At 35.3% G+C, this 22,109-nt stretch carries 18 protein-coding genes; 15 read left to right on the top strand and 3 right to left on the bottom strand.

Going from position 1 to position 22,109, the window contains the following annotated elements; translation table 11 throughout:
* Positions 1–13: 13 nt before the first annotated feature.
* Positions 14–2,263 (bottom strand): outer membrane protein assembly factor BamA, encoded by a 2,250-nt coding sequence (gene bamA / locus CHHT_RS07685; protein WP_034962011.1) that lies wholly within the window; start codon positions 2,261–2,263, stop codon positions 14–16.
* A gap of 151 nt (positions 2,264–2,414) precedes the next feature.
* On the opposite strand from bamA, the gene CHHT_RS07680 reads away from it, so the two are divergent.
* From CHHT_RS07680 to rimP, 10 genes are all read left to right on the top strand, one after another.
* Complete coding sequence (locus tag CHHT_RS07680; RefSeq protein ID WP_034962013.1) at positions 2,415–3,245, top strand: prephenate dehydrogenase; 831 nt, start codon at positions 2,415–2,417, stop codon at positions 3,243–3,245.
* 57 nt (positions 3,246–3,302) lie between these two features.
* Positions 3,303–4,670 (top strand): peptidoglycan metallopeptidase Pgp6, encoded by a 1,368-nt coding sequence (gene pgp6 / locus CHHT_RS07675; protein WP_034962015.1) that lies wholly within the window; start codon positions 3,303–3,305, stop codon positions 4,668–4,670.
* Between the two features lie 42 nt (positions 4,671–4,712).
* Entirely contained in the window at positions 4,713–5,615 is a 903-nt protein-coding gene (locus CHHT_RS07670) for a PhzF family isomerase (RefSeq protein ID WP_034962017.1), read from the top strand.
* A 73-nt stretch (positions 5,616–5,688) separates the two neighbouring features.
* A complete protein-coding gene (gene lpxC / locus CHHT_RS07665) occupies positions 5,689–6,576 on the top strand; it encodes a UDP-3-O-acyl-N-acetylglucosamine deacetylase (RefSeq protein WP_034962020.1) in 888 nt (295 codons plus the stop codon).
* Between the two features lie 44 nt (positions 6,577–6,620).
* Positions 6,621–7,019: a glycoprotease gene (locus CHHT_RS07660; RefSeq protein WP_232051117.1), complete on the top strand. Its 399-nt coding sequence runs from the start codon at positions 6,621–6,623 to the stop codon at positions 7,017–7,019.
* Between the two features lie 8 nt (positions 7,020–7,027).
* Positions 7,028–7,906, top strand: coding sequence for a homoserine kinase (gene thrB, locus CHHT_RS07655; RefSeq protein WP_034962022.1), 879 nt, complete (start codon positions 7,028–7,030; stop codon positions 7,904–7,906).
* Between the two features lie 30 nt (positions 7,907–7,936).
* Complete coding sequence (locus tag CHHT_RS07650; protein ID WP_034962023.1) at positions 7,937–8,179, top strand: DUF448 domain-containing protein; 243 nt, start codon at positions 7,937–7,939, stop codon at positions 8,177–8,179.
* Positions 8,166–10,748 carry a translation initiation factor IF-2 gene (gene infB / locus CHHT_RS07645; protein ID WP_034962024.1) on the top strand — a complete coding sequence of 861 codons (2,583 nt, stop codon included), beginning with the start codon at positions 8,166–8,168 and terminating at the stop codon, positions 10,746–10,748. Before CHHT_RS07650 ends, infB begins: the two co-directional genes overlap by 14 nt.
* Positions 10,745–11,113, top strand: a complete 369-nt coding sequence (gene rbfA / locus CHHT_RS07640; RefSeq protein ID WP_034962025.1) for a 30S ribosome-binding factor RbfA — start codon at positions 10,745–10,747, stop codon at positions 11,111–11,113. Before infB ends, rbfA begins: the two co-directional genes overlap by 4 nt.
* A complete protein-coding gene (gene rimP, locus CHHT_RS07635) occupies positions 11,110–11,529 on the top strand; it encodes a ribosome maturation factor RimP (protein ID WP_034962027.1) in 420 nt (139 codons plus the stop codon). Before rbfA ends, rimP begins: the two co-directional genes overlap by 4 nt.
* On the opposite strand, the gene CHHT_RS07630 is transcribed toward rimP, so the two are convergent.
* Entirely contained in the window at positions 11,530–11,769 is a 240-nt protein-coding gene (locus CHHT_RS07630) for a hypothetical protein (RefSeq protein ID WP_034962029.1), read from the bottom strand.
* A 378-nt stretch (positions 11,770–12,147) separates the two neighbouring features.
* On the opposite strand from CHHT_RS07630, the gene ribD reads away from it, so the two are divergent.
* The 4 genes from ribD to CHHT_RS07610 all read left to right on the top strand — a co-directional run bounded on the left by ribD (position 12,148) and on the right by CHHT_RS07610 (position 19,674).
* Positions 12,148–13,158 carry a bifunctional diaminohydroxyphosphoribosylaminopyrimidine deaminase/5-amino-6-(5-phosphoribosylamino)uracil reductase RibD gene (ribD, locus tag CHHT_RS07625; protein ID WP_034962032.1) on the top strand — a complete coding sequence of 337 codons (1,011 nt, stop codon included), beginning with the start codon at positions 12,148–12,150 and terminating at the stop codon, positions 13,156–13,158.
* A 144-nt stretch (positions 13,159–13,302) separates the two neighbouring features.
* Positions 13,303–17,700 (top strand): glutamate synthase large subunit, encoded by a 4,398-nt coding sequence (gene gltB / locus CHHT_RS07620; RefSeq protein WP_074898793.1) that lies wholly within the window; start codon positions 13,303–13,305, stop codon positions 17,698–17,700.
* Position 17,701: 1 nt separating this feature from the next.
* A complete protein-coding gene (locus CHHT_RS07615; protein ID WP_034962035.1) occupies positions 17,702–19,060 on the top strand; it encodes a glutamate synthase subunit beta in 1,359 nt (452 codons plus the stop codon).
* 83 nt (positions 19,061–19,143) lie between these two features.
* On the top strand, positions 19,144–19,674 hold the full coding sequence (locus CHHT_RS07610) for an LOG family protein (RefSeq protein WP_034962037.1): 531 nt from the start codon (positions 19,144–19,146) through the stop codon (positions 19,672–19,674).
* Between the two features lie 62 nt (positions 19,675–19,736).
* Here CHHT_RS07610 and CHHT_RS07605 read toward each other — a convergent pair whose 3' ends face one another.
* Entirely contained in the window at positions 19,737–20,690 is a 954-nt protein-coding gene (locus tag CHHT_RS07605) for a formate dehydrogenase subunit gamma (protein ID WP_074898788.1), read from the bottom strand.
* Between the two features lie 263 nt (positions 20,691–20,953).
* On the opposite strand from CHHT_RS07605, the gene mnmA reads away from it, so the two are divergent.
* A complete protein-coding gene (gene mnmA / locus CHHT_RS07600) occupies positions 20,954–21,973 on the top strand; it encodes a tRNA 2-thiouridine(34) synthase MnmA (RefSeq protein ID WP_034962040.1) in 1,020 nt (339 codons plus the stop codon).
* Positions 21,974–22,109 lie beyond the last annotated feature (136 nt).

Below are 22,109 nucleotides of genomic sequence, written 5' to 3'. Positions count from 1 at the left end.
TCAAATTTATGCGTTAAAATCTTCTGCCTATAGAAAACTCAAAGCTACTTGTATCGTCGCCTGGTTTGTCGTTTAATGCTTTAGCATAGATAAGTTGAAGCGGTCCGATAGGAGTTAGCCATTCTATACCAGCACCTGTACTGTAGCGCTTTATCTCATTTAAACTATCATCGCCTATCATACCGTAATCAAAAAATAAAACCCCGCGCATTTTTAAACGATCTATGATAGGAAAGCTTAGCTCTGCTGAGTTGTTAAACGCTATCTTACCACCCATATCGATATTTTTTGTAGTTCCGTTTATGGTTATGGCTTTTTTTGGAGTTACGCTTCTGTTATCGTATCCTCTTATGCTTCTTATACCGCCTAAGAATAGTTTTTCATTAATAGGAAGTTTAGCATCATCACTATTCCATATATAACCAAAATTCGATTTATATCTAAGGATCAAATCATAATCTATATAATCCCTAAGTCCAAAATAATAGTTAAAATTTGTTTTATTTTTTACGAATTCAATATCTCCGCCGACTCCTGCATACTCAAAGTTCGTACCTGCTATGATACCGCTTCTTGGCAAGTAGTAGTCATCAGTGTTGTTAAATGTAATACCAGGTATTAATGAGCTTTTTAAATTCGTACCGTTTTGGTATCCAGCTGCTTTATAAAACTGATCCAAACCGCTGATCTTGCTTTGTTCGATCTGATATGTTAGAAATGCCGTTACGTATCTGCCTAGCTTTCTACCACCTGTTATAGAAGCTCCGTAGTTTTTCTCTCTATAATCATCCCACTCATAGTCGTTTGCAAAAATATTTCCGCCAAGACTATATTCTGAGTCAAAGACTCTAGGGTTTGTAAGTCCTATATTTCCGCTAAGAGTGTCATCGCTTTTATCGACGCTTATACTGCCTTTGTATCCGCTACCAAATACGTTCGTATCGCTTACTCCAGCGTTTAAAAGCAGACCATCACTCGTTCCGTATCCTATACCGCCTGTTATACTACCTGTTGAAGTTTCTTTTACTTTTATTTCTAGATCTACTTGATCTTTACTTATCCTATTTTCTGTTATTTCTACATCTTCAAAGTAACTACTTCTTTTAAGTGCATTTTTAGAATCTACAAGGTCACTTCTGTTGTATAAATTTCCTTCAGTCAAGTACATCTCGCGACGGATAACTCTATCTACTGTTCTGTCGTTTCCGGAGATTATAACGTTTCTTATATATACTTGATCGTTTGGAACTACCTGATATACTATATCTACTGTATGATCTGTCTCGTTTTTTTGAGTTTGCGGATAAACTTTTACATAAGCATAGCCTTTGTCTGCTACTATATTTTCAAGTTTTTCTACATCGCCTCTAAGCCAAGCAGAATTTAGTCTATCGCCTTTTTCAAGTTTGAAGCCTTTTATGATCTCATCCGTATTTAGCTCAAGCTCACTAGGAGCTTCTATGCTTACACTACTTACTTTATATGCTTCGCCTTCGTTTATATAATAAGTAAGATCGGCTGTGTAATTATCAAAATATGTATTTAAATACGGATTAGAAACACTAGCATCAAGATAACCTTTTTTTAGGTATTCTTCTTTGATCTTTGATGGATCGTTTGGGAGTTCATATATCTTTACGCTACCGTCGTTTAGCCCCCACATCCAGCCCATAAATTCACGTTCTTTATTTGCTATAGCCGGTTCTATATCTGAGTAATCAAGAACTTTTGCACCTTCTAAATTTACATTTTCTATAGTGATTTTCTCGCCTCTATTTACGGTCATTATGACTTGAAGCGCATTTTCGTTTCCGTGAAGTGGAACTGTTTTTACATCTACAACGGTATCAAAATAACTTTTTGCTTCATAAAACTGTCTTATTCTCTCTTTTGCTTTTTTTATGCCTACGCCATCATACATTTGACCTTGTTTTATGCCAAGTATGCCATCAATAGCTTTTTTATCATTTGTTACGACACCTTCTATATCAAGTTTTGCTATCGTAGGTTTTTCTTTGAAATTTATAATAACGTTTCCGTCATTTTCTTCTATGTAGATATCTTTAAAATATCCTTGTTTATATAAATTTAAAATAGCTTGATTTGAGGATTGTTCAGTTAGATTATCGCCTATTTTTAATCCAGAGATATCATTTGCTATATCGTTTGATAAGTGGATAAGCCCTTTGTATGTTATGGATTTTATAGTAGCAGCATTTAGCGCGGACGCTGCAACTAAGCTTAAAAAGAAAATTTTTTTCATTAATTTTTGCCTAAAGTTAAGTAATTTTTGCCATACTATCATAAATACTTTTAACATACAATAAATTTAAAAAAGCGATACAAATTTGATAGCGTAATAAAACTTTTTTTAAATTTAAAGTATAATTGCGAAAAAATTATCAAGGAAATATATGAAAGTTGGAATAATCGGACTCGGACTTATAGGCGGATCTCTTGGTCTAGCCCTTAGGGATATGAAGATCATCTCTAGTGTCAGCGGTTATGATCTAAATAAGCAAAATGAAGAGGACGCTCTAAAGCTCGGTTTGATTGATAAGATCATCAGTTTTGAAGAGATGAAACGTACTTGCGATATGATATTTTTAGCTATTCCTGTTGAAGCCATCATAAAGGTTTTGGGTGATCTAAAAGATATACCCAAAAATACTACGATAGTAGATCTTGGCTCTACGAAATCTAAAATATTAGAAGAATGTCCAAAAGAAATAAGAGAAAATTTCGTAGCAGCTCACCCTATGGCAGGAACTGAAAACTCCGGTCCTAAAGCAGCGTTTAAATCTCTTTTAAACGGCGCTGTTGTAGTAGTATGCGATGATAAAAATGCGCACGAAAAGCATATAAAAAGAGCGGTTGAGATACTAAGTCACGCCGGTATGAAGATCATTTTTATGGACGCAAAAAGCCACGATCATCATGTAGGTATCATCTCGCATTTACCTCACGCTATTAGCTATAGTTTGGTAAATGCTACGCTAAAAGAAGAAGATAAAAGAAATATTTTGTTGCTAGCTGGTGGTAGTTTTAGCGGAATGGCTCGTATCGCAAAGTCAAGTCCTGAAATGTGGGTGGATATATTTAAGCAAAATAAAAATAATCTTGTCAGCGCGATTGATTCGTTTAAAAATGAGCTTCAAATTTGTCAAGATTTGATAAAAGGCGAAAAATGGGACGAATTAAAAGAGTGGATGAACACTGCTAGAAAACTTAGAGATATTTTGTAGTTAAATTTATAATTATTTTGATAAAATCATAAAATTAGATGTAAATAAAGGTAGAATATGAGAAAAAATAACGGACTTAAAAGCTTAGTTTATATAGTTATCATTTTGGTTTTAGTAGCCGGTGTTTTTGGGGTTTTAAACTCTAGTATGTTTGAAAAAAATAGCCCAAAAGTGGCTCTTGAATCTCAAATTTACTGGAATTTAAAAGATCCTATACCTATAAAGATAGAAGATGAGAGCGGTATTAAATTTATAAAAGTTATACTAAATGACGGCGCTTCATCTCAAGTAGTTATGAGCCAAGAGTTTAAAGATACGCCAAAACAACTCTCGTTTAATATCTCTTTCCCAAAAAGAAATACATTTAATGAAAAGAAAAATTATACTCTTATCGTAGAAGCGACTGATAATAGTAAATGGAATTTTTTTAGAGGAAACGAAGCTACCACACAAGCAGAGCTAAAGATAGACACGAAAAGACCGGAGCTTTACGCGCTAAATCAATCATACAAGATAGCAAAAGGTGGTTCTGCAGCAGTTGTATTTAGAGCTAGCGATCCAAATTTAGACGAAGTTTATATTATGACAAGTTATGGTAAGAAATTTAAAGCTACACCGTTTTACAAAGAAGGATATTACGCTTCTTTGGTTGCTTGGCCTGTTAGCGTAGATGATTTTAGCGCAGATATAGTTGCGGTTGATAAAGCAAAAAACAGAAGTTCTATGAGGATAAAATACTTTTTACAAGATAGAAAATATAGGGTTTCAAAAATAGCATTGAATGATAGATTTTTAGACGGTAAGATACTTGATCTTACAAATATGCACTCAAATGATCCTGATTCTATGGATAAATTGGCTAAATTTAAATTTATAAACGAAACGCTTAGGATATCAAATGAGAAAAAAATAGCGCAGATAACCTCAGTCGTTCCAGAAGAGTCTATAAACTCATTTTACGTAAAACCTTTTTATCCTCTTAAAAATGGCGCTGCGGTTGCTAGTTTTGGTGATCATAGGTATTATACTTACAATGGACAAAACGTAAGTGAAAGTTGGCATTTAGGGCTAGATCTTGCAAGTACGGCTGGAGCTGATATCGTATCAAGCAACAATGCGATAGTCGCTTTTAACGCAGATAATGGAATTTATGGTTTAAATATGATTTTATATCACGGATTTGGGCTTTATACGCTTTATGGCCACTGTAACAGTTCTGTGGTAAATACAAAAGATAGGGTATCTGCTGATCGGCTCATAGGTACGACTGGTACTAGCGGTCTAGCTTTAGGTGATCACTTACACTTTGGAGTTTTGGTTCAAGGCGTGGAAGTCAGACCAGAAGAGTGGATGGATACTAAATGGATGAAAGACAACATCTATGATGTGCTTGAACTCTCAAAACAGGTTATAGATAAAAAATAGCTACTAAAATAAGCTGTAAATTTATATAAAATAGAGAAAATTATGAAGAAATACCGCATTTATCAAGTCGATTCGTTCACTACTCAAAAGCTTTATGGCAATCCAGCTGGAGTAGTGATAAACGCCGATGGACTTAGCGATGAGCAGATGCAGCGTATAGCAAGAGAGCTAAATAACTCAGAAACCGCATTTATTCTGTCCCCTAAAGATGAGAGTCATGATGTTTGGGTACGCTTTTTTACTCCGACAAGCGAAGTTCCTATATGTGGTCACGCTACTATAGCCGCTCATTACGCTAGAGCTATAGAGCTTGGACTAGACTCTACTAAAGTAGTGCAAAAAACAGGCGCCGGAAACCTTCTTGTAGATATAAACAGATGCGGCGATGATTATTCTATAGTGATGACTCAAGGTAAAATCCAAATCGGCGAACCTTTTTCTTGGCAGATCGTACAAAAGCTTATCAAAGCACTTGGTATCAAGAGTGATGATCTAAACTCAAAATGTCCGGTTTGCATCGCATCTACAGGGCATTCAAAAGTAATGATAGCTATAAATTCAAACTCTGTTTTACACTCTTTAAAACCGAATTTCGAACTTTTGATATCGCTTAGCAAAGAGATAGGTTGCAATGGGTATTATGTTTTTACACTAGATCCAAATGCTGAAATTCTAGTGCATGGACGTATGTTTGCTCCTGCGATAGGGATAAATGAAGACCCTGTAACAGGAAATGCAAATGGACCTTTAGGGGCGTACCTTGTGCATTATGGTCTATTTGGAAACAACGATTTTCAAAGTTTTAAATTTAAAGCTATGCAAGGCGAAGCGATAGGACGCACAGGCGTGATGGAAGTAAATGTAACTAAAGACGGCACTAAACCGACTCTTGTACAGATAACAGGAAGAGCGGTAATTGCTTTTAGCGCGGAATTATTGATCTAAATTTCTAATCGATAAATTTTATTTACCGGTTTTTTGATATAATTTTGCATAAAATTTGATGAGGATTATAAATTTGAAACAAACAACGATAGCAAAAAAGGTCGAGGGAGTAGGTATCGGTTTGCATAAAGGTGAGCCGATCAAGATCATACTCGAACCGTTAGAAAAAGATATGGGTATAGTTTTTTATAGAAGCGATTTGGGGACTAGCTTTAGAGCTGAGCCAAAAAATGTTATAAATACGCAAATGGCGACTGTAGTTGGAAATGAAAAAGGCTACGTTTCTACTATAGAACATCTTCTTGGAGCCATAAATGGCTATGGGATAGACAATATCCGAATAGTTTTAGACGCAAACGAAGTACCTGTTATGGACGGAAGCGCGATAAGCTTTTGTATGATGCTAGATGAAGCTGGGATCAAGGAGCTTGATGGCGATAAAAAAGTTCTTGTGATAAAAAAAGACGTTGAGATAAAAGAGGGCGATAAATACGTAAAAGTAAGTCCTAGCAAAAATCCTAAATTTAACTATACCATCAAATTTGAAAATCCAGTTATCGGAAAGCAAAGCTATACGTTTGAGTTTAGCAAACAAAACTTTATCAATGAAATAGCACGCGCTAGAACTTTTGGATTTTTAAAAGACGTTCAAAAATTAAACGCTATGGGGCTAGCGCTTGGCGGAAGCTTGGATAATGCTGTTGTTATCGATGATACGCATATCTTAAATCCAGAGGGGCTTAGATTTGAAGATGAGTTTGTTCGCCATAAAATTCTTGACGCGATAGGAGATATAAGCTTGCTTGGAGCACCTATGGTTGGGGATTATGAGGCTTATGCAGGAAGTCATGATCTTAACCATAAGCTAACAAAAGCTATCTTAGCTGATGAAAAAAACTATGAGATAGTTACCATAAAAGAAGGGCTTAAAGAACCAGAATACGCAAAGGCTTTTGCATAAAACAGGTTGAAATTTTAGTCGTAGCTCTTTCGTCTCCGCTTCTTGTGGGAATTTACGAAAATGATGTTTTAATAAATACTATATCAAGCGATGATAGAGCAAGCGAAGCTTTGATAAGCATTTTATCTCAGATCGGAAGCAAATTTAAGATCAAAAGCATAACTTATGCAAATACTCCTGGTAGTTTTATGGGTTTAAAAGTATCTTATGTCGTGCTTAAGACGTATTGTATTGCAAAAGATTGCGATTTTTACGCAGTTAGTGGCTTTGAGCTAAATAATTACGGTGCCATTAGAGCAAATAAAAATATGAGCTTCGTCTATGAAAACGGGAGCGTAAATTTAAAAAAAGTTATGCCAGCACCATTTAGCTTGCCTAGCAATTTATCAAATTTAAATAGAAGTTGTGATACACTCCCAAATTATATTATAGATGCGATTTAGGAGAGATTTTGAAGATACTTACACCAGCTACGAGTGCAAATTTGGGTCCAGGATTTGACAGTCTTGGTTTAGCTTTAAAATTATATAATGAAGTTGTCGTTTCGCCACAAAACTTTACTTCTGTTTCCATAGTCGGCGAGGGAAGCGACAAGATAAGTCTTAGAAAAAATAATACGTTTATAAATATCTTCAATCAAATTATATTTGAACTTACAGGTAAACATTCAAATTTTAAGTTTTCTTTTACTAACAATATCCCGTTTTCCAGAGGCCTTGGTAGTAGCTCTTCTGTTATTGTAAGCGCAATAGCTTTGGCTTATCAAATTTCAGGATTTAAAGTAGATAGACAGCAAGTGCTAAATAGAGCTTTGGAATTTGAAAATCATCCAGACAATATCTCTCCGGCTGTTTGGGGTGGATTTACCGCAAATGTCGTTCATAAAGGTGTTGTGTATTCACACAAAATGGACTTAAGCTCAGATCTTCGAGCCGTAGTCGTGATACCAAATAACGCTATGAGTACAAAACAGTCCAGAGGAAAGCTACCAAAATCATACTCTATGAAAGACGTCGTTAGCAACGTATCTCACGCGGCTTATCTCACGGCTTGTTTTATGAGTAAAGATTATGCGAATTTAAAGATAGCAAGTATAGATAAGATGCACGAAGAGATCCGTATGCAAGGACTAAATGAGCTTTTTGAAGTCAGAGAGTTAGCCTACAACAACGGGGCCTTGATGAGCAATTTATCTGGTAGCGGTTCTAGTTTTTTAAATTTGATATACAAAGACGATGCAAATAGACTAAAAGATCTGTTAAAACAGAGATTTGTTGATTTTAAAGTTGAAGTTTTTGAGCTTGATAATAACGGATTTATGATACTCTAAAGCCAAAAATAAAGAAAATTAAGATATAATATGAACAAAAATCATAAACCGATAAGAATGTGCGTGGTTTGTAAGGGTAGATTCTTTCAAAATGAACTTTTTAAATTTGCTTCTATTGATGATGAGATAATACCAAATCCAAAAAATACAAGATCATTTTACTTGTGTAAAAACTGTATGCAAAAAGATAGAAAAGAACTAAAAAAGCCACTTTCAAGGTTTAGTAAAAATAGTGTAAATTTAAAGGAGATACTCATAGATGGCCAATATTAGAATTCATGAGATAGCAAAAGAACTTGGTTACTCAAATAAAGAGATTTTAGAAAAAGCAAAGGAGCTTGGTTTTAAGGTCACTACTTCATCTAGCGCCGTATCGCCAGAGGACGCAGCTAAACTTTACGACTATGTTCAATTTGGCAAAAAACCAGATGATATGGAAAAGAAAAGTAAAGAGAGCCATCAACAAAAGACCAAGGTTATTAAAAAAGAAGATAAAAAACCAACACAAGAAATTCAAGTAAATACCCAAAACGAACAAGCCAAAGAACCAAGCGTTCAAAAGCAAGATGATATAAAAAAACAAGAACCCCAAGAGAACAAAATGGAGCAAAAACAAGAGAGTTTAGCTAGTACCAGTCTTGCAAAAAGAAGAGGGCTGATAATAGTAAAAAAGAAAAAAGAAGAAATTCCAGCCCAACAACCGACACAAAAAAGACAAGCCGTAGAACCGGCTAATAAGGCACTAGAGGCTATATTTAGCAGTAACGACGATAATTTAAAAAAGAAGAAAAAAGAGAAAAAAATAGTTCCTGTATCTAAAAAAGATAATTCAGCAAAAATCGATTTATTAGCCGGGATAAACTTTAGCGATGATATAGTTATAGAAGATGAAAATGTCGTAGTTCTACCTGATTTTACCATAAAGCCTATCGAAGTTGAACGTCAAAATACGGTAAAAAAACAGTTAAACATTTATAAACCTGCGCAAAACAATACTTATAATTTTGAAGGTGGAATTCAAAGAAATTCACGCAAAAAACATAAAAAAGTTGTAAAAGATAAAGAAAACGAAGAGATAACTAGTGTAAATATTCCAAAAGAGATACGTCTATATGAATTTGCAGATAAGATAAAAAAATCTCCTAGCGATATCATAGCAAAACTATTTATGTTAGGAAAAATGACGACTAAAAACGACTTTTTAGAAGAAGACGAGATAGAGATACTTGGTGCAGAGTTTGGTATAGAGATCAACATCATAGATACGCAAGAAGCGTTTGATTACGTAAAAGCTTATGAAGATGAAGAAATAGATATTGACGAGCATGAAGAAACAAGAGCTCCGGTTGTCACTATAATGGGCCACGTAGATCACGGTAAAACTAGTTTGCTTGACTATATAAGAAGCTCACGCATAGCTAGCGGAGAGGCTGGCGGTATCACTCAGCACGTTGGTGCTTATATGGTTGAAAAAAATGGCAAAAATATAACATTTATAGACACTCCAGGACACGAAGCATTTACGGCTATGCGTGCGCGTGGAGCTAGCGTAACTGATATAGTTATCATAGTCGTAGCAGCAGATGATGGAGTAAAACCTCAAACAAAAGAAGCTATAAATCACGCAAAAGCAGCCGGTGTACCTATCATCATAGCTATAAATAAAATGGATAAAGAAAATGCAAATCCAGATCTCGTAAAAACAGGACTTGCTGAGTTAGATATCTTACCTACTGAATGGGGTGGAAATTACGAGTTTGTGCCGATTTCAGCTAAAACAGGTATGGGCATCGAAGATCTGCTAGAAATAGTTCTTCTTCAAGCTGAAATTTTGGAGCTAAAAGCAAATCCCAATAGAGAAGCAAAAGCTACTGTTATAGAAAGTTCGCTTCAAAAAGGTCGCGGACCAGTGGCTACTATCATAGTAGAAAACGGAACTTTGAAAGTAGGAGATACTATAGTTGCTGGTGTGGCTTATGGAAAAGTAAGGGCATTGCAAGATGACAAGGGCAAGACTTTAAAATTTATAAAACCAGGCGAATGTGGTGTCATCATAGGACTTAGTGAAGTTCCAGATGCTGGAGAGACTTTGATCAGCGTTAAAACAGATAAAGAAGCGCGTGAATATGCAGCTAAAAAATATGAATATTTAAGACAAAAAGAGCTTAGTAAATCTACAAAAGTAACTCTTGATGAACTTAGTGCAAAAATAGCCGAAGGTGAGTTAAAAAGCCTTCCAGTTATCATAAAAGCAGATGTTCAAGGATCATTAGAAGCTATAAAAGCTAGCCTTGAAAAATTAAGAAACGATGAGATAAAAGTAGATATAATCCATGCTGGAGTAGGCGGTATAAGCCAAAGCGACGTTGGTCTTGCTAGTGCAAGCGCAAACTGCGTTATCATCGGTTTTAATATCAGACCGACTGGCGAAGTCAAAGAAAAAGCAAAAGAAAAAGGCGTAGAGATAAAAACATATAGCGTTATTTATAATCTTATAGATGATGTAAAAGCGCTCTTAAGCGGTCTTATGAGTCCGATAATAAGCGAAGAAGATCTTGGTCAAGCAGTTATCAGACAAGTTATAAACGTACCAAAGATCGGACAGATCGCAGGATGTATGGTAACTGATGGTAGTATCCACAGAGGTGCTAAGATAAGAGTTATTCGTGAGGGTATCGTTGTGTTTGAGGGAAATATCAGCTCGTTAAAGCGATTTAAAGATGATGCAAAAGAGGTATCAAAAGGCTATGAATGTGGTGTAGGTATAGAGGGTTATAACGATATGAGAGAGGGCGATTATATAGAAAGCTATAAAGAAGTGCAAAACAAGGCGGAACTATGAATGCTGCCGAAGTCAAACGACTAAGAACGGAGAGTATACTAAAAGAGCTTATCCCAGAAGCTCTTAGCACTTTAGAAGATGCGTATTTAAAAGGACTTTGCGTTACTGATGTTGAGTGTAAAAAAGGTAGATATGACGCTTTTGTGTATCTTGATAAAATGATGCTTGATGAAAAAGAACAAGCTTATGTTCTTAGTCATTTAAAAAGAGTGTGTAAGCATATTCAAAATCATTGTATAGCGGCTGAAGGTTGGTATAGAGCTCCGAATTTTCATTTTAAATTTGATGATAGACTAGAGTATCAAAACCGTATAGATAAGGTTTTTGATAAGATCTCAAGCGAACTACAAAAAGGTAACAAATGACGGATTTAGCAGCTTTAGTTTCTGGATGCGGTGTAAATTTATATGACACAGAAATAGCAAACGATAATGGCAGGACTATATTTAGAGTGTATATCACAAAAAACGGTGGTGTAAATTTAGATGATTGCGAAGCCGTCAGCAGACTACTTTCGCCTATTTATGATGTTATGCCTCCAGTTAGTGGAGACTGGGTTTTAGAAGTTTCAAGTCCAGGAATCGAAAGAAAACTTAGCAAAATAGAGCATTTTAAAGCTAGCGTCGGCGAGCTGGTAAAAATAAGCTTAAATGATAAAAGTGAGCTAAAAGGTAAGGTTTTATCTGCTACTGATGATAAAATTACTGTAGATATAGATGGGGTTTCTAACGATATAAAATTTGTAGATATCAAAAAGGCAAAAACATATATAGAGTGGTGATTACCATTCTACTTCTTGCCACTTATTCACGTTTAACGCACACACATCATAGAAAAAGCCGTTATAGACTTTTTCTACTATTTTACTTTTCTTTATACTCTTAGAAGCTTTTATATATTTCTTTACTTTAAATATAGCTCCGTTGCATTTTACAATTATCGGTAGCGCGTTTCGTTTTGTTTCTGCTATAAAATATTTTTTTAATCCGTCATTGTTCTCGCAATCAAGTATATATTCCATGAACTACACCTTTAAATTTTTGAGTGCAATTATAACATATATTTATATTTTTTAGTATTAAAAATAGAAAAAGTAATATTTCATTATTTATTTACAAAATACAGAAATAATTTCTTTGCCGAATATACAAGATATTTTTATTATATTCTATATGAAAAATTATGACCAGTAGATATGAAAACTTTATATAATTGAAAAAATAAAAACCAAAATCTTATCTTATAGTAATGCTTAAATTTGACAAATTATTAAAACAAAGTAAGCAAAATTTATATAAGTTACAATAAATATCATATAAAAATTAAATTTCCCATCTACTATAGCTTTTTAATCATTAATAAATTATAATAATAAAAACTAGAAAAAAAGAGATAAAAAATGTGTGATGAATTTTATATGAGCTTAGCTATAAACAGAGCTTGGGAGTTTCAGCTCCTTACTTACCCAAATCCAGCGGTTGGATGCGTCATAGTTTCAAGCAGTGGCGAGATACTCGCTATAGAAGCACACGAAAAAGCAGGAAACGCTCACGCCGAGTTAAATGCCGTAAAATCAGCGCTTTGTCAGATAAATAGTGATTACGTAAATAGTTTAGGACGTCTTAAAAATGCAAATGAAATTTATGATTTTATTTTACAAAATCACTCAAATTTGCTCAAAGATATGGTGGCTTATGTAACGCTTGAGCCTTGTTCTCATCAAGGACGCACTCCATCTTGTGCTATGCTTTTAAGCAAACTTGGATTTAAAAGAGTTGTTATAGGCGCAAAAGATACTAGTAAGCAAGCAAGCGGTGGTGAAGACATACTAAGAAAACACGGAATTCAAACAAAACTAGGAGTTTGTAAGAGTGAAGCGGATTCACTTTTAGAGCCGTTTTGGACTTGGAGCAATGGAAATTTTACATTTTTTAAGATAGCTCTTAGCCAAAATGGAGTCGCGAGTGGCGGCACGATATCAAATCTTTTAAGCCGTACTCACACTCATAAACTAAGATCTTTAGTAGATATGCTCATCATCGGTGGAAATAGTGTTAGAACCGATCTGCCTACTCTTGATACTAGACTCATAAGCGGTGGCGTGGATCCTGATATTTTAGTATATTCTCATAGCAAGGACTTTGATAAAAGCATTCCTTTATTTAGCGTAAAAGATAGAAATGTTGAGATTTCAAGTAGTTTAGACCCTGCTTTTGAGCGTAAATTTGTTATGTACGAAGGAGGTGGAAACGCACTTTCAAATTTAGATAAAAGAATAAAATGGCTTTTGATATATAGATCAAACGAGTTTAAATCTGGTAAAAATATAAGCTTAGATCTAAAGATCCATATACTTCACACTACAAAATTTGATAATGATGAGCTTCTCTGGTGTAAAATTATAGAATAAAATACTATTTTATTTATTTTTAAGTAAAAATAAGATATATAAAAATTTTAAATAACGATTTTATCATATTTAGTAAATTTTAAGTATTTTTTTGGTAATATTTCGCAATTTTTTGAATTTAAAAAAGGGGCGAATATGAACAATATGGATAGGCTTTACTCTTTCAAAGACAATTGCGGGTTTGGCTTGCTAGCAAATTTAAATAATATTCCTAGCTATCAAAATACAAACGACGCCATAACTGCACTTGAGCGTATGATGCACCGAGGGGCTATAGCCAGCGATGGTAAAAGCGGTGATGGTTGCGGACTGCTTTTTTCTATGCCCGTAAATTTTATGAAAAAATCCGCAAAGGCTTATGGAGTATCGCTTCCTGAGCAATTTGGCGTGGCTATGGTTTTTCTAAAAACCAAAGAGCATATAGATAAATTTGAAGAGATCTGTCTAAAAAACGATCTAAAAGTTATCCTAAAAAGAGAAGTTCCTATAAATGAAGACGCACTTGGAAAGTTGGCTCTTGAAACTCTTCCTAGGATAGTTCAGTTTTTTATCACGCCAAATACCATAATCGCCAAAAAGTATTTTAAATCATTACTTTATCTAGCTAGACGCGAGATCCAAAAAACACTGCAAGAAGATGACGACTTTTATATATGTTCATTTTCAGATAAAGTCATAGTGTATAAAGGTCTTATTATGCCTACTTATATAAAGACTTTTTTCAAAGACTTGAACGATCCTGATTTTACGACAAGTTTTGCTCTATTTCATCAGAGGTTTTCTACAAATACACTTCCAAAATGGCGTTTAGCGCAGCCATTTCGTACTATCGCTCACAACGGAGAGATAAACTCTATCAGCTCAAACCGTGTAAATTTGAGTATTCAAGAAAAATGTCTAAAAAGTCGTGTATTTACCACTGAAGAGCTAAATACAATGCTTCCTATCACAAAAAGTGATAGAAGCGATAGCGCAAGCTTAGATAATATGTTTGAGTTTTTGATAGAGAACGATGTGGATTTTTTCAAAGCTGTTCGGCTTGTAGTGCCTGCACCTTGGCAAAATAGCCCTTATACGGATGCAAAAATTCGTTCGTTTTATGAATACACGAGCCCAAACTTCGCTCCTTGGGACGGACCAGCTGCAGTATCTTTTACAAACGGTAGATTTATAGCTTGTTGTTTGGATAGAAATGGTCTTCGTCCAGCAAAATACATCATAACAAAAGACAATAGAGTTTTGATATCTAGCGAGTATGGCGTTCTTGATATAGATGAAGAAAGTATCAAAGAGCGTGGCAGACTTCAAAGCGGTCAGATGATAGGGCTAGATCTAAAGTATGGTAAGATTATGAAAAACGACGAGATCAACGACTATATCAAAAATAGCCAAAACTATACTAAATGGCTAAATGAAAATATGATACATCTTGAAGAATTCGTAGAAGTGCCTTTTGAAAGCTACAGTGACTACGAGTTACCAAATTTACACGCGATGCAAAGAAACTTTAGCGTAACTAATGAATTTAAAGAGATGATCTTAAACTCAATGCTAACTAGCGGTAAAGAAGCAACTGGTTCTATGGGGGATGATACGAGCTTGGCTGCATTTAGTGAGCATCAAAGGAGATTTAGCGACTTTTTCAAACAAAAATTTGCTCAAGTAACAAATCCGCCTATCGATCCACTTCGTGAAATGGTAGTAATGAGCTTAAACGTGACTTTTGGCGAAAATAGAAATTTCCTTGAAGAGAGTGAGCTACATGCAAAGCGTATAAAAACGATATCTCCTATCCTTATGCAAGAAAAGTTTGAAGTTCTAAAGAGCTTTGGTGACGAGTCTAGTCCCAGATATCAAAGTGAATTTAAAAATCAAACTTTTAGTACATTATTTAGCGAGAATTTAAAAGGCAGTTTAGAAGATCTTGTTTATGATGTCATAAATGCCGTAAATAACGGTATCCATATCATCATACTAGACGATAGAGGGCTAGATGAGAAAAATGCCGCCATCCCTATGGCTATGGCAGTAGGTAGAGTCCATCAAGCCTTGATAGAAGAAGGTATTAGATACAAAGTCAGTATCATCGCCGTAAGCGGTGAGTTGTTAGACTCTCATAGCTCTGCTATGATGATAAGCTACGGTGCAAGCGCTGTTTATCCGTATTTGCTTTTTGCCAGCGGTTATGAGATTTTGAGATCGCAAGATAGTACAAATATAAAAGCCGGACTTAAAAATATCCATCACGCGCTAAATGCAGGACTTCTAAAAACTATGTCAAAAATGGGAATTTCTACAGTCGGAAGCTATAAAAATTCGGCTTTATTTGATATCTTAGGTCTTAGTCAAAATATAGTAGATGAGTGTTTTTCTCCTTCGGTTGCTCTTATAGCCGGTCTTGGCTACGAAGATATAGAAAATAGAGTTCTTAAGTATCACAAAGAAGCTTTTAACTATACAAATCATCTGTTGCCTTTAAAACTTGGTGGCTTTTATAAATACCTTGATAAAGACGAATTCCACGATTATACGCCATTTATCATAAATCAAATTCATAAAACCAGTGTAACTGCGGATATGAATGATTTTGCTAAAGTAAGAGATGCGGTTTTAAATCGCGGTAAAAAGATGATAAGGGACTTTTTGGATATCAAAAGCGATCGTGAGCCTATCAGTCTTGATAAAGTCGAGCCTATCAGTAACATTTTAAAGCGTTTTAATAGTGCTGCTATGAGCCTTGGATCTATATCTCCAGAAGCGCACGAAACATTAGCTTTAGCTATGAATAAACTAGGAGCTATGAGCAACTCAGGCGAGGGCGGAGAGGCTGAAGATAGACTAAAAAGTGCGGCAAACTCACGTATAAAACAGATCGCTAGTGGAAGATTTGGCGTAACACCTGAGTATCTTGCAAGTGCAGATGAAATTCAGATCAAGCTTGCTCAAGGTGCAAAACCGGGCGAGGGCGGACAACTTCCGGGATATAAAGTAACTGGGCTTATAGCTACGCTTCGTTATACGACTCCTGGCGTTACTCTCATATCGCCACCGCCTCATCATGATATCTATAGTATAGAAGACCTTGCTCAGCTTATCTTTGATCTTAAGCAGATAAATCCTAGAGCGGTTATCGCAGTCAAACTTGTTTCGAGTGCTGGAGTAGGAACTATAGCTGCTGGAGTTGCGAAGTGTTACGCCGACAAGATAGTGATAAGCGGAGGAGATGGAGGAACGGGCGCGGCAAACTGGAGCAGTATCAAATTTACTGGCAATCCATGGGAGCTTGGTCTCATCGAAGCTCATAACGCTTTAAAAGTAAATAATCTAAGGAGCAATGTTCATCTTCAAACTGATGGCGGACTAAAGATAGGAGCCGATATCATAAAAGCAGCACTATTAGGCGCAGAGAGCTATGCTTTTGGAACTTTGGCTTTAGTGATACTTGGCTGTAAGGTTTTAAAAATTTGTCATCTAAATCGTTGCAGCGAGGGCGTGGCTACTCAAGATCCGGCTTTGAGAGATAAATTTGTAGGAAGTGTAGATAGAGCGGTTAATTATTTTACTCTTTTAGCTGAGGACGTTAGACTCGAACTAGCTAAAATGGGATATGAGAGTTTAGATGATATCATCGGTAGAAACGAGCTTTTAGTGCCAAATAGTTCTAAATTTGATCTAAGTGAGCTTACTAGAGTAGTTCCTGGTGATAATAAAAGTAGCGGTAAGAAAAATGAGCCGTTTGATAAGAATGAATTTGAAAAAAGCGTACTTAAAGAAATATATAAAACTATACAAAACCCAGGCGAAAGAGTTGTAGTAGATAAGAAAATTTGCAATCAAAATAGAAGCTTTGGCACTCTTATCAGCGGTGAGATAGCTAAATTTTACGGCAATAAAGGTCTTGCTAGCCAAACTATAAGAATAAATTTAAACGGTATCGCTGGTCAAAGTTTAGGAGCGTTTTTAGCTAGTGGAATGGCTATCTATCTAAAAGGAAGCGCAAATGATTATGTCGGAAAAGGTATGAATGGCGGTCGTATAGTGATCGCCCCAAATGATCCTCAAAACTACTTTGCAGTTGCGGGAAATACTTGTCTTTACGGTGCTACGGGTGGTAAATTTTTTGCTAGTGGTATAGTAGGAGAGAGATTTTGCGTAAGAAATTCTGGAGCAACTGCTGTTGTAGAAGGCGTGGGAGATCACGCTTGTGAGTATATGACTGGCGGAGTTGTAGCGATACTCGGTGAAACAGGTATAAATTTCGGTGCAGGAATGACTGGCGGTATCGCTTTTGTGTGGGATGAAAAAAGAGAGTTTATAGACAAACTAAACCAAGAGCTAGTCATCGCTTTGCGTATAGATACAGATGAGTTAGATGAAGTTCGTCATTTCTTTAAAAGGCTTTTAAAAGTGTATTATAATGAGACTAAAAGCGTACGAGCAAAGTATATACTTGACAATTTTAGAGATACCATAAGAGAGTTTTGGATGGTTAAACCAAAAGATATGACCAAACTTCCACTAAATCCAGCCGAGGGAGACTAATATGCAAGAATTTATAAAACGCTCAAGAGCGAAGATAATAAAAAGAGATGAGAACGAAAGAGTAAAAGACTTCAAAGAAATATATCAAATTTTTAACTTGCAAAACGCTACTGAGCAAGCTAGCAGATGCGTACAGTGTGCAAATCCATTTTGTCATTTTACGTGCCCGCTTCATAATTACATACCGTTTTGGCTTTTAAACGTTGCTACTTCGAATTTTGATATGGCTTTTAAGCTTAGCAACGAAACAAATCCCTATCCCGAGATCACCGGACGCGTGTGTCCGCAAGATAGACTTTGTGAGGGCGCTTGTACTTTAAATGACAATTTTGGCGCTATAACGATAGGTGCTATCGAGACTTTTATAAGCGAAAATGGTTTAAACAACGGTATGAAGCCATTTACAAAAGTAGAGCCTAAAAACAAAAAAGTAGCTATCATCGGCTCAGGTCCCGCAGGACTTTCAGCTGCAACTTATCTTATAAGAGAGGGCGTGAGCGTACAAATTTACGAAGCTAGTAAGAGAGCAGGCGGACTTTTGGCTTATGGAATTCCTGGATTTAAGATAGATAAAAGCGTGGTCGAAAGACGAGTAAACTTACTAAGTGAAGCAGGCTGTACTTTTCATACGGATACTTTTGTAGATGACGCTAAATTTGAAGAACTTATCAGCGAATTTGACGCCGTAGTTTTAGCTTATGGAGCTAGAACAGGCAAGATTTTAGGACTTGCAAACGAGAGCGCTAATGGTTGCTATAAAGCTCTTGATTTTCTAAGTATCATACAAAAAGAGCAGTACAAAGAAGATGGTGTAAGCTTAGATCTAAACGGTAAAAAAGTAGTAGTTATAGGCGGTGGCGATACTGCTATGGACTGTTTAAGAAGCGCTCTTAGAAAAGGCGCCACTAGTGCTACTTGCATATATAGAAGAGATCTTGCTAGTATGCCAGGAAGCAAAAAAGAGTATGTAAATGCAGGAGAAGAGGGAGCAAGCTTTATATTTAACGCTGCCCCAAAAGATATAGTCGTAAATGACAATAACGAAGTCGTGGCTTTAAATATCTCAAAAACGATCTTGAAAGGAACAAGTGTAGAGATAGTAAAAGGTGGCGAAACTATGCTAAATGCTGATGTGATCGTGTGTGCTTTGGGATTTGACGTTGAAAATCTAAAGTTTTTAAGTGCAAATGGTATAGAACTAGATAAAAAAGGTAGGATCGCAACTGATGATGAGCTCAGGACTAGTAAAGCAGGAGTTTATGCTTGTGGTGATTGTAAGAGAGGAAGCGACCTTGTCGTAACAGCTGCAAGTGAAGGAAAAAAAGTAGCTATGACTATCATAAAGGATCTTGGGATTTAAATTTATCCGTGCGTTAATATTTTTGGCGTGAAGTTCTTTAGTCTAACTTTTGATATAATTACGAAAAAAATGAAGGAAAAAACGTGGATTTTGTAACTATTTTTGGTTCTGCAAGATTTGATGAAGATAGTATTTACTATAAAAAAACTGTAGAACTAGCAAATAAAATATCAAAAGCAGGTTATGGTATAGTGAGTGGTGGAAGTGGCGGTATTATGGAAGCTGCAAACAAAGGAGCTTTTTTAAACGGTGGCGAGAGTATCGGGATAAACGTTATGCTACCGTTTGAGCAAAAGACAAATCCATACTGTACTAGCTCAAAAGTTATACCAAATTTATCAAAAAGAAAAGACGAACTCATAGAAAAAAGTTTTGCTTTTGTTATTATGCCAGGTGGTTTTGGTACGCTTGATGAGCTTTTTGAAGTGTTAACTTTAGCTCAAACAGGACTTAGAAAACATAAGATAATATTTTGTTGCAGTGATTTTTGGAAGCCTCTTTTGGATTTTTTTGAAACAAAACTTTTGCCTAGTAAAGCGATATCTCCTTCTAGCTTAGAGCTTTATGCGGTAATTGATGATATAGATGAAATAGTTAAGTATTTAAAATCATAAAATTAGAGTATTTTTTATTTGTCAGTTAAACAAAAGAGCAAATAGCCTAAAATTAGGCTATTTTATTTTAAATTCGTATAGCTTACTTCAAATTTAGACGGCTTCATAAGTCCATTTTTCACAAGCTCTTGATACCAATAATGGTGCAGTATATAGACTTCTTCTTCCTCTTTATATCCTGTTATTATGGAGTGTATCGCGCCTTTTATCGCAAAAACAGCCATATAGATATGCACTAGTAAAAAGACAGCACACACTATGCCTATGATGTTATGAACTATCGCTGCGAGTCTTAAGACTTCTACTTGAGTTAGTCCAAAGACGCTACTTAAAACAGGAGTGTTGAAGTTTAAAAAATACATCGCCGCGCCTGTTAGTATCATCACAAATCCGCCTAACATCGCTACCCAAAACCACGCTTTTTGACCTGCGTTGAATTTGCCTGCTGGAACTGGATTTTTGATTTTAGATAAATATCCACCCACTATCATCATCCATTTTATATCATAAAGAGATAAAAGCATTCTTTTGCCCCACATTAAAAACATAGGAACGATGCTTATAGCAAATAATATAGTTGCTATCCCGTGCAAGTTTTTCATCAAACGAACAAAAAATCCACCACCAAACAGATCTCCCCACATCATTATCACGCCAGTAGGCACTAGGATCACCCACGAGATAGCAGCGATCAAATGTACTAAACGAACGTATTTTGAAAAAGCATACACTTTTCCACTATGATGATCAAAATGTTTTGGACCTACAACCATATAATGTGCGCTAAATGCAACTAAAACGGCTATTATCGCTATAGCCACGCCGTAAGAAAAGTAGTCGTTTCCTTGCAAGTATGTCCAAAGCGAACCAAAATAGCTATCGTATCTGTCTATGCCGACTAGGCGGTTATCGTCCCATATAGGGCTCATACCTTGGTTTGTACCTTCTAGTTGATTTGCTCCGTTAGCTCCGAGCATAACACAAGCTGATACTAAAAACAAAAGAAGTTTTTTCATTAAAATTCCTTGTTAATTTTGTGTTGATTTTACAAAAATAGCGCTTATAAATCGCTTGGTTTGTATCTTAATTTATTAAATTTATATTTATATCAAAATATATAAATTTAATTAAAATACTTTTATGTTTTTATAAGCGGTTATGATAAAATCATTTGCTAAAAATTTAAAATATGTAAAAATATTACGCTCTTATTTACAAAAACTTTAAATAAACGTTTTATAATATCAACTATTTTACAATACAATTTAAAGGAATAAATTTGAAAGTCTTAGTTGCTCTTAGCGGAGGCGTGGATAGTTCGATGTCTGCTAAGTATCTGCAAGATATGGGATATAATATAGTAGGTTGCTATATGAAGTTACATACAAAGCCCGGATATCACGAAGAAAATATAAGAAAAGTAAAAAAAGTAGGAGATTTTTTAGGGATAGAAACACACGTTTTAAATTTAGAAGATGAATTTAAAAAAGAAGTTTTTATGCCATTTATAAATGCCTATAAAACAGGGCTCACTCCAAATCCTTGTGCGATTTGTAATAAAATGATCAAATTCGGCGCTTTATGGGAATTTGCTAAAAGCTTAGGCTGTGATAAAATAGCTTCAGGACATTACGCTAGGATAGAAAACGGTCTTATAAAATCAGCAGTCGATAAAAGCAAAGATCAAAGCTATTTTTTAGCAAATATAGATCCGCAGATACTACCTCATATCATATTTCCTTTAGGCGATAAACTAAAATCAGACATAAAAGCAGCAGCTGCAAAAATACCTCAAATATCCGAACTAGCTTTGCAAAAAGAGAGTAGTGAAATTTGTTTTGTCGAGACTACTTACATTGACGTTTTAAAAGAGTATTTCGATACAAACTTACCAGGAGTAGTTAGAGACGTAAGCGGAAAGGCTATCGGAAAACATAACGGTTATATGCACTACACTATAGGAAAAAGACGTGGATTTAGCATTAGTGGAGCTCACGAGCCACACTATGTTCTAGGTATCGATGCAGCCAAAAACGAGATAATCGTAGGGCTAAAAAATGAGCTTGAAAACTACGAATTTAAGACTTCAAATTTTAACAACTTTACGGATAAAGATAGTTTTGAATGCTTCGTAAAGATCCGCTATCGTAGCGAGAAATTGCCTTGTTCAGTAAGTAAATTTGAAAGTGGTTTAAAAGTAAATCTTAAACAAAATAACGCTTCAGGAGTTGCGAGTGGACAACTTGCGGTATTTTATGATGAATTTGATAGAGTTTTGGCAAGTGGATTTATAAAGTAAATTTGAATTATTTTAAAAAATATTAAAAACTAAAAAATGAGATAGGCTAGAAAGATAAAAGGCAAATTTGCCTTTTATCAAGATTACTATCTTTGATCTTCTTTCCAACTACCATCAGAAAATATATTTGAATCTG

It is taken from the genome of Campylobacter hyointestinalis subsp. hyointestinalis, from assembly GCF_013372145.1.
Taxonomy (GTDB): Bacteria; Campylobacterota; Campylobacteria; order Campylobacterales; family Campylobacteraceae; genus Campylobacter; species Campylobacter hyointestinalis.
This window is presented reverse-complemented; position numbering and strand designations above follow the sequence as displayed.